This window comes from Polaromonas sp. OV174 (assembly GCF_900112285.1).
Classification (GTDB): domain Bacteria; phylum Pseudomonadota; class Gammaproteobacteria; order Burkholderiales; family Burkholderiaceae_C; genus Polaromonas.
Map to the genome: position 1 here is coordinate 106142 of NZ_FOKZ01000013.1, position 13010 is coordinate 119151.

The 13010-nt window shown below is 65.0% G+C and carries 13 protein-coding genes; 10 read left to right on the top strand and 3 right to left on the bottom strand.

Annotated features, from left to right (window positions below):
• Window positions 1-18: 18 nt before the first annotated feature.
• Entirely contained in the window at window positions 19-1140 is a 1122-nt protein-coding gene (locus BM160_RS13115) for a fatty acid desaturase (RefSeq protein ID WP_092006077.1), read from the bottom strand.
• A gap of 229 nt (window positions 1141-1369) precedes the next feature.
• Between BM160_RS13115 and pyk the strand changes: the two genes are divergently transcribed.
• Window positions 1370-2803, top strand: coding sequence for a pyruvate kinase (gene pyk / locus BM160_RS13120; RefSeq protein ID WP_092006080.1), 1434 nt, complete (start codon window positions 1370-1372; stop codon window positions 2801-2803).
• Between the two features lie 7 nt (window positions 2804-2810).
• Here the strand turns inward: pyk and BM160_RS13125 are convergent, their stop codons facing one another.
• A complete protein-coding gene (locus BM160_RS13125) occupies window positions 2811-3548 on the bottom strand; it encodes a phosphatase PAP2 family protein (protein WP_092006083.1) in 738 nt (245 codons plus the stop codon).
• Window positions 3549-3666: 118 nt separating this feature from the next.
• On the opposite strand from BM160_RS13125, the gene BM160_RS13130 reads away from it, so the two are divergent.
• From BM160_RS13130 to BM160_RS13155, 6 genes are all read left to right on the top strand, one after another.
• Entirely contained in the window at window positions 3667-4359 is a 693-nt protein-coding gene (locus BM160_RS13130) for a response regulator (RefSeq protein WP_092006086.1), read from the top strand.
• Window positions 4356-5699 (top strand): histidine kinase dimerization/phospho-acceptor domain-containing protein, encoded by a 1344-nt coding sequence (locus BM160_RS13135; RefSeq protein WP_092006091.1) that lies wholly within the window; start codon window positions 4356-4358, stop codon window positions 5697-5699. Before BM160_RS13130 ends, BM160_RS13135 begins: the two co-directional genes overlap by 4 nt.
• A gap of 143 nt (window positions 5700-5842) precedes the next feature.
• A complete protein-coding gene (gene fba / locus BM160_RS13140) occupies window positions 5843-6907 on the top strand; it encodes a class II fructose-bisphosphate aldolase (RefSeq protein ID WP_092006214.1) in 1065 nt (354 codons plus the stop codon).
• 95 nt (window positions 6908-7002) lie between these two features.
• Window positions 7003-7914, top strand: coding sequence for a phosphoribosylaminoimidazolesuccinocarboxamide synthase (locus BM160_RS13145; protein WP_092006217.1), 912 nt, complete (start codon window positions 7003-7005; stop codon window positions 7912-7914).
• Between the two features lie 240 nt (window positions 7915-8154).
• Window positions 8155-8736, top strand: coding sequence for a DJ-1/PfpI family protein (locus BM160_RS13150; protein ID WP_092006094.1), 582 nt, complete (start codon window positions 8155-8157; stop codon window positions 8734-8736).
• A 79-nt stretch (window positions 8737-8815) separates the two neighbouring features.
• The gene (locus BM160_RS13155; RefSeq protein WP_092006097.1) at window positions 8816-9196 is read left to right on the top strand and encodes a ribbon-helix-helix domain-containing protein; all 381 of its coding nucleotides are present in this window, start codon (window positions 8816-8818) and stop codon (window positions 9194-9196) included.
• Here BM160_RS13155 and trxA read toward each other — a convergent pair.
• Window positions 9193-10092, bottom strand: a complete 900-nt coding sequence (gene trxA / locus BM160_RS13160) for a thioredoxin (protein ID WP_092006100.1) — start codon at window positions 10090-10092, stop codon at window positions 9193-9195. The two genes, BM160_RS13155 and trxA, sit on opposite strands and share 4 nt — an antisense overlap.
• 204 nt (window positions 10093-10296) lie before the next feature.
• Here trxA and purE point away from each other — a divergent pair, with 204 nt between their 5' ends.
• Genes purE through BM160_RS13175 form a run of 3 tightly spaced genes read left to right on the top strand, consistent with a single transcriptional unit; the run spans window position 10297 to window position 13006 of the window.
• Window positions 10297-10806 (top strand): 5-(carboxyamino)imidazole ribonucleotide mutase, encoded by a 510-nt coding sequence (gene purE, locus BM160_RS13165; RefSeq protein WP_092006220.1) that lies wholly within the window; start codon window positions 10297-10299, stop codon window positions 10804-10806.
• The gene (locus BM160_RS13170; protein ID WP_092006103.1) at window positions 10803-12023 is read left to right on the top strand and encodes a 5-(carboxyamino)imidazole ribonucleotide synthase; all 1221 of its coding nucleotides are present in this window, start codon (window positions 10803-10805) and stop codon (window positions 12021-12023) included. Before purE ends, BM160_RS13170 begins: the two co-directional genes overlap by 4 nt.
• Complete coding sequence (locus BM160_RS13175) at window positions 12023-13006, top strand: L-threonylcarbamoyladenylate synthase (protein ID WP_092006105.1); 984 nt, start codon at window positions 12023-12025, stop codon at window positions 13004-13006. The genes BM160_RS13170 and BM160_RS13175 overlap by 1 nt, the downstream gene beginning before the upstream one ends.
• Window positions 13007-13010: the final 4 nt, after the last annotated feature.

Sequence of the window (13010 nt, forward strand, 5' to 3'; positions counted from 1 at the left end):
CCTCAGCGCAGCGCCGGCTCAGGCGAGTTGGACGCGGGGCTCGCTGGTGGGCCGTCCGGCAAAGTCGGTCCAGCAGTGGCGCCTGAAGTCATACAGCTTGCAGGCGCGCGCGGTGTCGAAATACCAGCGCCAAGAAAAAGGCTGAACCACGATGCGGCCGGGCAGCAGCTCCTCTAGCTTGGCCTGCGCGGCCTTGAGCTTGTACAGCGGGATGCTCATGTCCACGTGGTGGGCGGTGTGCTTCATGATGTGATGGATCATGGCGCCGATTTGCAGGGGAAAGGTCAGGTGCACCGTGGTCGATACAAACGGCTGGGCGCGTTGCCAGGCGGCGCGGTCGTCGTGCCAGGACACCTTGACGTGGGTGTGGTGACCGTAAATCACAAAGCCCATCATGTTGAACCAGAACAACATGGGCACGACAAAGCCCAGCACCAGCAGCAGCGCTACCGATTGTTCGGTGAGCAGGGCGGCGGCCACCAGCGCGGCGATCCAGGCAGCGGCAAAGCCCGTCACCAGCAGGCAGTCCCAGGTGAAGACGGCGCGCCGGGTGTTGCCCATGCTGGAATGGCGCGGAAACATCATCTTCTTCCACCAGATCTCGACCATGTAATAGACGCCCGGACCCCAGCCGCTGCGGTAGATGCGCTGCATCAGGCGGCCCAACGGCGACAAGGCCTGAAACTCATCCTGCGTCAGCGGCGCCCAGACGAAGTCCACCCCCTTCAGGTTGGTGAAGCCGTGGTGCACCGCGTTGTGGCCCACGTCCCACAGGCTGTAGGCGGTGAGCGAAGGCAGAAAGGCGATGCGGCCCAGCCATTTGTTGAGCTTGCGGTGCGGCGTCAGGCTTTGGTGGCAGCCATCGTGGCCAATCACAAACAGCCGGCCTACGACAAAACCCGCTGCCAGCCCGCACAGCAGCATCAGCCAGACCGAGTCAAACCAAACCACGCCGGCGAGCAGCGCCGCCAGCAGGGCGTAATCCATCGCCAGCAGCGCCAAGGCGCGCCAGGTGTTGCGCTGCGCCAGCGGCAGCAGCCAGGAGCGGATGATCTTGCGGTGCGGCAGCGCTGCGCCGGCCGGCAAGGGAGAAGGCGCCGCGGTGTCGGTCGAGTCAGTCGGTTCAGTCGAAAAGGGCATGGGCCAATGGGTAAAAAAGTGGGGAAGGGAATGGGTCCGCAAGCGGTTCCGCCTATCCTAGGGGCGGCACGGAGCGTGGACTCTGATCAAGATCAAGTCATGTGCCATATGGCGTCTCTATGGCTGGTGCGCGGCGGGGTCGCTGGGGACCATGTGCGCAGGCATGGCGGTAACCGGGCCGTAACTTTTTCGTGTGAGAATCAGAAACTAAATTACAGGAGCTTTGTTTATGCCACGTCGCGCTACCAAAATCGTTGCTACCCTCGGCCCCGCTTCCAGCGACCCGGCGTTGCTGGAGAAGATGATCCGGGCCGGTGTCAATGTGGTGCGGCTCAATTTCAGCCACGGTTCGGCGCAAGACCATATCGACAGGGCCCAGCTGGTGCGCGAAGCGTCCCAGCGCGCCGGTCGCGAAGTGGCCATCATGGCCGATTTGCAGGGCCCGAAAATCCGCGTCGGCAAGTTCGCCGAAGGCAAGGTGATGCTGGAGCCGGGCGAAAAGTTCGTCCTAGACGCTTCCCGCACCGAGCCGGGCGATATCAAGGGCGTGGGGCTGGATTACAAGGAACTGCCGCGCGATGTCAAGGCCGGCGATTTGCTGCTGCTCAACGATGGACTGATCGTGCTGACGGTCGATGCGGTGCGTGGCGAGGAAGTGCACACCACGGTGAAACTGGGCGGTGAGCTGTCCAACAACAAGGGCATCAACAAGCAGGGCGGCGGCCTGACCGCGCCGGCGCTGACGGCCAAGGACATGGAAGACATCAAGACCGCCATGAGCTTTCAGGCCGACTACGTGGCTGTCAGCTTTCCGAAAAACGCCACCGACATGGAAATGGCGCGCCAGCTCTGCAACGTGGCCGCTGCACCCTACAAACACAAGCCCGGCCTGATCGCCAAGATCGAGCGCCTCGAGGCCATTCCCAATCTGGACGACATTCTTCGGGTCAGCGACGGCATCATGGTGGCGCGCGGCGACCTGGCGGTGGAAGTCGGCAATGCGGCGGTGCCGGCGCTGCAAAAGCGCATGATCAAAATGGCCAGGGCCGCCGACAAGCTGGTCATCACCGCCACCCAGATGATGGAAAGCATGATCGTCAACCCGGTACCGACGCGCGCCGAGGTCAGCGACGTGGCCAATGCCGTGCTGGACGGCACCGACGCCGTCATGCTCAGCGCCGAAACCGCCGCCGGCAAGTACCCGCTGGAAACGGTCGAGGAAATGGCCAAGATTTGCGTGGAAGCGGAGAAGGCCGAGTACAAGGAGCTGGAAGGCGATTTTTCCGGCAAGACCTTTGCCCGTATCGACCAGTCGATTGCCATGGGTGCGCTGTTCACCGCCCATCACCTGGGTGCCAAGGCCATCGTGGCGCTCACCGACAGCGGCTCCACGCCCTTGTGGATGAGCCGTCATGACATCCGCGTGCCCATCTATGCGCTGACGCCGCGCCTGGCCACCCAGCGCAAGATGGCGCTATACCGCAATGTGCGGCCGTTGCTGATGGACACCAGCGCCGACCGCGACACCGCGCTGGACCAGGCCGAGGGCCATTTGCTGCGTCGCGACATCGTGCAAAGCGGCGATGTTTATGCCATTACCTGTGGTGAGCCCATGGGCGCGCCTGGCGGCACCAACATGCTGAAGATCTGCCGGGTGGCCTAAAGGCCGCTTACTTTGATGGCGCCAGTTCGGAGAATGCCGGCGCCAGTAGCACCGAGGGCTGGCGTGAGATCAGCCAGCTGACGCCCAGGTCCACCACGGCTGCCACGGTCCAGCACAACCAGGCGGTCCAGAGCGTGTGGCTCATGTAATGGGCGCCGCGCACTTGTTGTGCCAGTCCTAGGGTGAAGCCGGCCAGCATCACGCCGGCGAAGCAGCGCCAGGCGGTCCTGGGCTGTATATGCCGGAAGGCGAAAAAGCCGCCCAAAAAGGCAAAACCGGCCGAGGCGTGGCCGGCGGGGAAGCAGCCTCCATGGCCGCCATCGCGCACGCCCCAGGCCCAATGCGATACATAGCTCGCCGTGCCGCCAAATTGCTGCAAGTCCCAGGGGCAACTGGTGTGGCTGTGCAGTTTGGTGGTCGAGACCACCAGCAGGGCCAGCAGCGTGGTCAGCGCCAGCTGTACCCGCCTGGCCCTTGCCAGCTGCTTCAGCGGCCCAAACGGCAGGACTATGGCCGCCAGCAAGGCCAGTTCCACTGCCCAGGGCCACAGGCGTACGTCGTCATGCAATACCGTGCGCCACAGCCAGTGATTCTCCAGGGGAAAGCCCTGGGCCGTGCCAAACCATTGGGCCAGTATCAGGTCCAGTCCGGAATAGTCCCAGGCCAGCAACAGCAGCAAGCCGTACAAGGTCCAGCACAAGAGCTGAATCCGGGTCTGACGAACGGGGGAGGCGAGAAAGGTCATAAAGCACTTATGTAACTGGGCGTAATGTAGTCGGAATGTCTTAGCTCTCCCTTAAGGCCGGCAAGTAGGCCGGCAAATCTCTTCAATGCTTTCTGGCGCGTAACGAGACAATAGGGACATGCGAATCCTCGTGGTGGAAGACGATGCCGGCATTGCCGTGGGCTTGCGGGCCAATTTGCAGCAGCGCGGCTATGCCGCCGATGTCTGTGCGACGCTGGCCGCGGCCTGGGGCGCGCTGCGCAGCGAGGCTTTTGACCTGGTGCTGCTGGACCTGGGTTTGGCCGATGGTGACGGCGGCGACCTGCTGCGGCGCATCAGGCAGCCCCAGCGGGCCACGGGCGAGCTGCCGGATCCCCTGATGCCGGTGCTCATCATGACGGCGCGCGACCAGGTGGCCGACCGCATTTCGGGGCTCAATCTGGGGGCCGACGACTACCTGGTCAAGCCCTTTGACCTGGATGAGCTGGAGGCCCGCATGAGGGCGCTGCTGCGGCGCTCTGCCGGCCGCGCCCATCCCTTGCTGGTGCACGGTGAGCTGGTGATAGACCCCGGCGCCCGCAGCGTGCTGCGCGCCGGCCAGGGAGTGGAGCTGACGCCGCGCGAATTTGCCTTGCTGCTGCTGTTGCTGGCCTCACGCGGCCGGGTGTTGTCGCGCCAGCAGCTGGAGGCGCGTCTTTACAGCTGGGAGGACGCCGTCGGCAGCAATGCGGTCGAGGTCCATGTGCACCATTTGCGGCGCAAGCTCGGCGAGGGCCTGATCCAGACCTTGCGCGGCGTGGGCTACTTCATTCCCCAGGAGGAGCGCTCGTGACGCGCTGGCCCGGCCGGCAGGCTTCTCTCACCCGTCGCCTGTTGCTCTGGGTGCTGGCGGCGCTGCTGCTGGTCTGGAGCTGCTTTGTGCTGGTCGGCTATCGCACCGGCATTCATGAAGCGGGTGAGCTGACCGACGGCCACCTGGCCGGGACGGCGGCCTTGCTGGTCAACCTGAGCCAGCCAGCGTTTGTCGACATGGCCAGCGAAACCGCCCGCCCGCTGATTCCCGCCTTGAAAAGCCACGACTACCAGCCCTCCCTGAGTGTGGTGGTTTGGGATGCTGGCGGGCAATTGCTGGCCCGCTCGGGCGAAGCGCCGCTGCCCCGTTTTGCCGCGCAAAGCGGCTTTGCCGACCTGCAGCTTGGTACGCCGGCGGCCGCCTGGCGCAGCTTTTCGCAATGGGATGCGTCCCACCGCCGCCAGGTCATGGTGCTGGTCAAGGCCGCCGAACGGGACGAACTGGCGGCCGATGTGGCCGATCAACTGATAGAGCCCGGCCTCTGGCTGCTGCCGGCCGTGGCGCTGGCGCTGGGGCTGGCGATCTGGCGCGGCCTGCTGCCCTTGCAGGCCTTGTCGCGCGATGTGACGGCGCTGGAGGCGGGCCAGGCCGGACGTTTGCAGGCTCGCCATCCTTACCGTGAGTTCAACGCGGTGGTGGGCGCCATCAACCGCCTGCTGAGCCAGCAGCAGGCGACGCTGGCGCGGGAGCGCCAGCTGGCCAGTGAAATGGCCCACGAATTGCGCACCCCCTTGGCGTCGATAGCCTTGCAGGCCGCGGCGCTCAAGGGCGGCTTGCCGGCGCAGGCGCACGCTGAGGCGCTGCGGCAAATCGGCGCGGACGCCTTGCGTGCCGGCCATGTGGTCAGCCAGCTGCTGGCCCTGGCACGCGCCAGCCGGACCGATTTGCAGCAGCAGATGCAGCGGCTGGATCTGGCGGCGCTGGTGCGGCGGGTGGTGGCCGACTACGCGCAGGCCGCCTGGGCAAGCGGGCATGTCTTGAGTGTTCAGGGCGAGGAGGGCCTGCAACTGCAGGCGCACCCGCTGTTGCTGGAGCTGGCGCTGCGCAACCTGATAGACAACGCCTTGCAGCACACGGCCCGTGGCACCTCGGTCTGCGTGCAGTGGGGCAGTGCCGCCGGCCAAGCCTGGCTGCAGGTGTGTGACGATGGCGCGCGCCAGTCGGCGGCCAGCCACAGCGCCTTGGCGCCGGACCGGCTGGGCCTGGGGCACCAGATCATTGATCGCGTCATGGGGCTGCATGGCGGCAGTTTTGCCAAGGCGCTTGCGCCGGTGCCATGGAACTGCTGCTATCGCCTGGCATTTGCCGCTGGCGCCTGAAGCCGCGGCTTGCGGTCAAACGTTACAATCAAGGCTCTGGTTACTGCGCGGTTACGGCCTCCAGGGCAATGCCCACGCTGCCTGGTCCGCCGCCACTGACCCACTGTTTTCGACAGCGTTTTAACTTTCTGGGGATTTTCAACATGGCACTCGTTTCGATGCGCGAGCTGCTGGACCATGCGGCCGTCAATGGCTACGGCATTCCAGCTTTCAACGTCAACAACCTGGAGCAGGTCCAGGCCGTGATGGCCGCCGCCGACGAGGTGGGTGCGCCCGTCATCCTGCAGGCCAGCGCCGGCGCCCGCAAGTATGCCGGCGAAGCCTTCATCAAGCACCTGATCCTGGCGGCCGTCGAGGCCTACCCGCACATCCCGCTGGTGATGCACCAGGACCACGGCCAGAGTCCGGCAGTCTGCCAGGGCGCGATCGACCTGGGCTTTAGCTCGGTGATGATGGACGGCAGCCTGGAAGCCGACGGCAAGACCATCGCCAGCTTCGACTACAACGTCGAGGTCACCCGCAAGGTGGTCGAGATGGCCCACGCCACCGGCGTGTCGGTGGAAGGCGAATTGGGCTGCCTGGGCAGCCTGGAAACCATGCAGGGCGACAAGGAAGACGGCCACGGCACCGATGCCGTCATGACCCACGACCAGTTGCTGACCGATCCCGAGGAAGCCGCCGAGTTTGTCAAGCGCACCCAGCTCGACGCCCTGGCGATTGCCATCGGCACCAGCCATGGCGCCTACAAGTTCACCCGCAAGCCCACCGGCGACATCCTGGCGATCGAGCGTGTCAAGGAAATCCACCGCCGCATCCCCAACACCCACCTGGTCATGCACGGCTCCTCTAGCGTGCCGCAGGACTTGCTGGCCATCATCAACCAGTACGGTGGCAAGATGAAGGAGACCTACGGCGTGCCGGTCGAGGAAATCCAGAAAGCCATCCAGTTCGGCGTGCGCAAGATCAATATCGACACCGACATCCGCCTGGCCATGACAGGCGCGGTGCGCAAGTTCCTGGCCGAGAATCCCGACAAGTTCGATGCCCGTGAATGGCTCAAGCCCGCGCGCGAGGCCGCCAAGGCGATCTGCAAGCAGCGCTATGTCGAGTTTGGCTGCGAAGGCCAGGCCGGCAAGATCAAGGGCGAGAGCCTCTCGGTCGTGGCTGCCAAATACGCCAAGGGCGAGCTGGCCCAAGTGGTTCACTAAGCTTTTTGTGCCCCCGGTGTCGCCGGATTGGCGATAATTCAAAACCTGCGGACTTGAACCCAAGTCGCGCGGGTTTTTTCACTTTGATACCGACCATGACCTCAGCACTTCATACCTCTGCCCTGACTTCCCTGCCTTTGCTTGCGCGCGGCAAGGTGCGCGACAACTACGCCGTGGGCACTGATCGCCTGCTGATGGTGGCCAGCGACCGCCTGAGCGCCTTCGATGTGATCCTGGGCGAGCCGATTCCCGGCAAAGGCGCGCTGCTGACGCAAATGGCGCTGTTCTGGTTCGGCAAGCTGGGCCATATTTGCCCCAATCACCTGACCGGCGAGGCGCCCGAAAGCGTGGTGACGGCCGCGGAAATCCCCCAGGTGAAAGACCGCTCCATGCTGGTCAAGCGGCTCAAGCCGATTCCGGTCGAGGCCGTGGTGCGCGGCTATCTGGCCGGCAGCGGCTGGCAGGAATATCAGCAAAACCAGGCCGTCTGCGGCGTGGCCCTGCCCGCCGGCCTGAAAAACGCCAGCAAGCTGCCCGAGCCCATCTTCACGCCCGCGGCCAAGGCCGAGGTCGGCGAGCATGACGAAAACATCAGCTATGAGCAGGTGGTGGCGGTGGTCGGCGCCGAACTGGCCGAGCAGATCAAAAAGATCAGCATAGAGATTTACCAGACCGCAGCCGCTTTTGCGCTGACCAAGGGCATCATCATTGCCGACACCAAGTTCGAGTTCGGCCTGGATGAAAACGGCACGCTGACGCTGATGGACGAGGTGCTGACACCCGACTCATCGCGCTACTGGCCGATTGAAGGCTACGAGGCCGCTTTTGCCGCCGGGCAAAACCCGCCCAGCTATGACAAGCAGTTCGTGCGCGACTGGCTGGAGGCCGTGCGCATCAACGGCAAGCCCTGGGATAAAACGCCACCGTCGCCGCATCTGCCGCCCGAGGTGATCGCCAAGACCGCGGCCAAATACCAGGAAGCGCTGGCGCGCCTGACCGCCGCCTGAGCCTAGCTAGCGTCCGAAAACCGCCTTCACTCCCACGGGAGACGGCGGTTTTTTTTACGCCTGGAAATAATGGTGAAAATGAGCTCAAGCCCAATATTGAAGGCGCAAGCAGCTATAAAAACAGGAGTTATTAAGATCCTGTCGCAGTGCATCGCAAGCCTGTCACAGCCGGCTAACACCACAAGCGCCCGGTGCTGCTCAAGAATGTCCCCTTTCACTCACCAATGACAGGAGACAGACATGACCGCCAAAAAGATTCTGATGATTTGCGGAGACTATTGCGAGGACTACGAAACCATGGTGCCCTTCCAGGCGCTGCTTGCCGTGGGCCATACGGTACATGCAGTCTGCCCGGACAAAAAAGCCGGTGATCACATCAAGACCGCCATTCACGACTTTGAAGGCGCGCAGACCTATAGCGAAAAGCCCGGCCACAACTTCGCGCTGAATGCCAGCTTTTCCGACATCCGGGTCGAAAGCTACGACGCCCTGCTGTTGCCGGGCGGTCGCGGCCCCGAATACCTGCGCACCTACCCGGCCGTGGTGGACATGGTCAAGCACTTTTTTGATGCGCAAAAACCGGTGGCGGCCATCTGCCACGCGGCGCAATTGCTGGCCGGCGCCGATGTGCTCAAGGGCCGAACCTGCTCGGCTTACCCGGCCTGCCGCACCGAGGTGGAGCGCGCCGGCGGCACCTATGCCGAGATTGCCATTGATGCGGCGCACACCGAGGGCAACCTGGTGTCGGCGCCGGCCTGGCCCGCACACCCGGCCTGGATTGCCCAGTTTTTGACCCTGCTGGGAACGCGCATCACGCATTGACGCCCAGCGGCGCGCGCTGCATGATTCCGGGAGCCCGGCAGAGGCCGACCGGAAAATGCCAACCCGCTGGAGACACATCATGTGCGAGGTATTCATCAGCGCCGACCCGGCGCTCTACGCCAGCCGTATCCGCTCGGTACGCCTGCACGGCGTGGCGACCAGCATACGGCTGGAAAACCTGTTCTGGGACGTGCTGGCCGACATTGCCAGCCGCGACGGCCTGAGCGTGCCCCAGCTCTGCACCCGGCTGCATGACGAACTGGTGGCCGAACGCGGCGGCGTGGAGAATTTCGCCTCGTTTTTGCGCGTCTGCTGTGGCCGTTATCTGGCGCTGCAGCTTGCGGGCGGCATCCCGCGCGATGCCTCGATTCCCATCGCCAGCCTGAACGCGCAGTGTGTGCTGGCTAGTGAGCGGCGGCCGTTTGCTTCAAACGGCGCGCCGCACAGGCTGGTGGCCTAGCTCAGCACCACGCTGCTCAAGCGACGGCGGTAGGTCGCCACCACCGGATCTTCCGGCGGAATCTGGCCGTCGGCCACCTTGGGTTTGGGCGCTTCCATGACGTCCAGGATGGCGATATAGGTCTTGCGCGCCGCCTCGTCCGACCAGCTCTTGTCGCGCATCAGGATGTCCAGCAGCTCGTCCAGCGCCTCGGTCCAGCGCTGCTGGGCCATCAGCCAGCGCGCCTTGCCGAAGCGGGCCTCGAAATCCCGCTTGTTGACCGCAATTTTTGCATCAAATTCGGCTCCGGCGCTTTCTCCGAGTGCGTTGATAGCTACAAAATCAATAGCATCCATCCAGCGCTTGAGGGAGTCAAAGCGCCGCGTCACCGAGGTCTGGGCAATCACCGGCGCAAAGGCCACCTTGGCATCGTCTTCGTGGCCCAGGCTCAAGAGCAGCTTGACGTAGTCAAAGCGGGCGTTGTCATTGGCCGGGTCTATGGCCACGGCCTGTTGCAATTTCTCCAGCGCGGCTTCGGGGCTGTTATCTGCCTCCGGCTCGGACAGTTCCGGCTCGGGCTCTTCCTCCAGCGCCGGCGGCAGGTGCTTGTCCAGGAATTCCTTGATCTGGCCCTCGGGCAGGGCGCCGGTGAAGCCGTCCACCGGCTGGCCGTTCATCATCAGGATGCAGGTCGGGATGCTGCGTATGCCGAAGGCCGCGCCAAGCTGCTGCTCCTGGTCGGAGTCGATTTTCACCAGCTTGAAGCGGCCGGCGTAAGCGGCCTCGACCTTCTCCAGAATCGGCCCGAGCGACTTGCAGGGACCGCACCAGGGCGCCCAGAAGTCAATCAGCACGGGGGTGGTCATGGAAGCCGCAACGACTTCCTCTTCAAAATTGGCAATGGTGACGTCGATCATGATGCTGCAAAAGTGAGGTTTAACAAGGGGCTTTTCAAGCGGCGTGACGGCTGCCGGCCGGCTAGGGCGCAAGGCCTGGGCATGGATGCGGTCCGCCGCAGCAGCTCAGACGATAGCATGCAAGCGGCGCTGCCCGCCCCAGCCCTTAAAATTGGGGCTTTGCGGCGCGCCGCCCTTCAACTTCAAGACTTTCAGGCCATCCCTATGACGACAACAAACAACTCGACCGCCCCCCTGGTGGGCGTGGTGATGGGCTCCAGCAGCGACTGGGACACCATGCAGCACGCGGTGCAGATTCTGCAGCAGTTTGGCGTGGCCCATGAAGCCAGCGTGGTGTCGGCCCATCGCATGCCTGACGACTTGTTCAGCTATGCCGAGCAGGCTTCGGGCCGCGGCCTGCAGGCCATCATTGCCGGCGCCGGCGGTGCCGCGCATCTGCCCGGCATGCTGGCCGCCAAAACCATTGTGCCGGTGCTGGGCGTGCCGGTGGCCAGCAAGCATTTGCAGGGCGTCGATTCGCTGCACAGCATTGTGCAAATGCCCAAGGGCGTGCCGGTGGCCACCTTTGCCATAGGCAACGCCGGCGCGGCCAATGCGGCGCTGTTTGCGGTCGCCATGCTGGCCCTGCACGACGAAACGCTGGCGGCCAAGTTGCAGGCCTTTCGCGCCGAGCAGACCGCCGCCGCCCGCGCCATGACGCTGCCGCCGCTATGAGCGCCTTGCCAATCCTTCCGGGCACGCTGTCCGCCGCCGGCCAGCCCGCCACCCTGGGTGTGATGGGCGGCGGCCAGCTGGGCCGCATGTTTGTGCAAGCGGCCCAGCGCCTGGGCTACTTCACGGCGGTGCTCGATCCCGATCCCAACAGCCCGGCCGGCCTGGTCAGCCACCACCATGTGCAGACCGGCTACAGCGATGCAGCTGGCCTGGCGCAGTTGGCCGCGCTGTGCGCCGCGGTCACCACCGAATTTGAAAACGTGCCGGCCGCCGCGCTGCAGACCCTGGCCGCCACGCGGCCGGTGGCGCCGGGCGCCGCCGCCGTGGCGATTGCGCAGGACAGGATTCAGGAAAAGTCGCATTTCACGGCCAGTGCCGGCGTGGCCGGCGTCACCTGCGCGCCCTATGCGGTGATTGAAACGCCGCAGCAGCTGCAGGCCGTGCCCGCCGATTTGCTGCCCGGCATTCTGAAAACCGCGCGCATGGGCTACGATGGCAAGGGCCAGGTGCGCGTCAAGGACGCCGCCGCCCTGGCCGCTGCCTGGGCCGAGCTCAAGCAAGTGCCCTGCGTGCTGGAAAAAATGCTGCCGCTCCAGGCCGAGTGCTCGGTGATCGTGGCGCGCGGCTGGCAGGGCGAGGTCGTGAGTTTTCCGCCCCAGCTCAACCTGCATGTCGACGGGATTCTCGCCGTGACCGAGGTTTATGAGGGCAATATGCCTCCAGCCCTTGCTGAACGTGCGCTGGATGCTGCCAAATCAATAGCAAACCACATTGGCTACGTGGGCGTGCTGTGCGTCGAGTTCTTCCTTGTCGATGACGGCAGCGCCTTGGGCGGCCTGGTCGTCAACGAGATGGCGCCGCGGCCGCACAACAGCGGCCACTACACCCTGGACGCCTGCGATGTCTCGCAGTTTGACCTGCAGGTGCATGCCATGGCCGGCCTGCCGCTGCCGCAGCCGCGCCAGCATTCGCCGGCCATCATGCTCAATCTGCTGGGCGATGTCTGGTTTGACGCCCAGGGCCAGGCGCGCACGCCTGACTGGCAAGCCGTGCTGGCCTTGCCGGGCGCGCATCTGCACCTGTATGGCAAAACCGAGGCGCGCGTCGGCCGCAAGATGGGCCACCTGAACATCACCGGTGCCGACGTTGCCAGCGTCAAGGCCACGGCGCGTCAGGCGGCCGCCATATTGGGCCTGCCCGGCTGCGAGGGGCTTTGATGATTCTGCCCGGCACCGACCCGCAAGCCATTTTGGAGGCCGCTCGCCGCATCCAGGCCGGCGGCCTGGTCGGTTTTCCCACCGAGACGGTTTACGGCCTGGGGGCGGACGCCTCCAGCGACCAGGCCGTGGCCGGCATTTTTGCCGCCAAGGGCAGACCTTCTGACCATCCGCTGATTGTTCATGTGGCCGATGCGGCGCAGGTGAGCCACTACGCCAGCAGCGTGCCGGCCTTTGCCGAGCGCCTCTTGCAGGCCTTCTGGCCCGGGCCGCTGACCGTGATCCTGCCGCGCAAGCACGGCGTGGCGCTTGCCGCGGCCGGCGGCCAGAATTCCATAGGGCTGCGCTGCCCGGCGCATCCGGTGGCGCTGGCTTTTCTGCGCGCCTGCAACACCGGTGTGGCCGGTCCCAGCGCGAATCGTTTCGGCCGGGTCAGCCCGACCACGGCGCAGCATGTGCAGCAGGAGTTTGGTGATGATTTGCTGGTGCTCGATGGCGGGCCTTGTGATGTCGGCATCGAGTCCAGCATTGTCGATTGCACCCGTGGCCGGCCGGTGCTGCTGCGCCCCGGCGTGCTGACGCGGGCTCAGCTGGAGGCCGCTTGCGGCGAGCCGGTGCTGGCCAAGGAAGACATGCCGGCGGCCAGCGGTACGCCGCGCGCTTCGGGCACGCTGGAGGCGCATTACGCGCCCAATGCCAAGGTGAGATTGATGGATGCCGGCGCCATCCAGACGGCGCTCGATCTGCTGGGCGCGGACGCGGCCCATATCGCGGTTTATGCCCGTGCCGTGCTGCGCCTGAGCTCGGCCAAGGTGCTGTACCGGCGCATGCCCGACGACGCCGCTGCCGCTGCGCAGCAGCTGTTTGCCGTGCTGCGCGATTTCGACAGCCATGGCGCCAAGCTGATCTGGATTGAACACCCGCCCGAAAGCGCGGAGTGGGACGGCGTGCGCGACCGGCTGGGGCGGGCGGCGGCGAGCTGAGCCC

Coding starts and splice junctions, on each gene's coding strand:
- BM160_RS13115 (WP_092006077.1), bottom strand. CDS start 1,140: ATGCCCTTTTCGACTGAACCGACTGACTCGACCGACACCGCGGCGCCT.
- pyk (WP_092006080.1), top strand. CDS start 1,370: ATGCCACGTCGCGCTACCAAAATCGTTGCTACCCTCGGCCCCGCTTCC.
- BM160_RS13125 (WP_092006083.1), bottom strand. CDS start 3,548: ATGACCTTTCTCGCCTCCCCCGTTCGTCAGACCCGGATTCAGCTCTTG.
- BM160_RS13130 (WP_092006086.1), top strand. CDS start 3,667: ATGCGAATCCTCGTGGTGGAAGACGATGCCGGCATTGCCGTGGGCTTG.
- fba (WP_092006214.1), top strand. CDS start 5,843: ATGGCACTCGTTTCGATGCGCGAGCTGCTGGACCATGCGGCCGTCAAT.
- BM160_RS13145 (WP_092006217.1), top strand. CDS start 7,003: ATGACCTCAGCACTTCATACCTCTGCCCTGACTTCCCTGCCTTTGCTT.
- BM160_RS13150 (WP_092006094.1), top strand. CDS start 8,155: ATGACCGCCAAAAAGATTCTGATGATTTGCGGAGACTATTGCGAGGAC.
- BM160_RS13155 (WP_092006097.1), top strand. CDS start 8,816: ATGTGCGAGGTATTCATCAGCGCCGACCCGGCGCTCTACGCCAGCCGT.
- trxA (WP_092006100.1), bottom strand. CDS start 10,092: ATGATCGACGTCACCATTGCCAATTTTGAAGAGGAAGTCGTTGCGGCT.
- purE (WP_092006220.1), top strand. CDS start 10,297: ATGACGACAACAAACAACTCGACCGCCCCCCTGGTGGGCGTGGTGATG.
- BM160_RS13170 (WP_092006103.1), top strand. CDS start 10,803: ATGAGCGCCTTGCCAATCCTTCCGGGCACGCTGTCCGCCGCCGGCCAG.
- BM160_RS13175 (WP_092006105.1), top strand. CDS start 12,023: ATGATTCTGCCCGGCACCGACCCGCAAGCCATTTTGGAGGCCGCTCGC.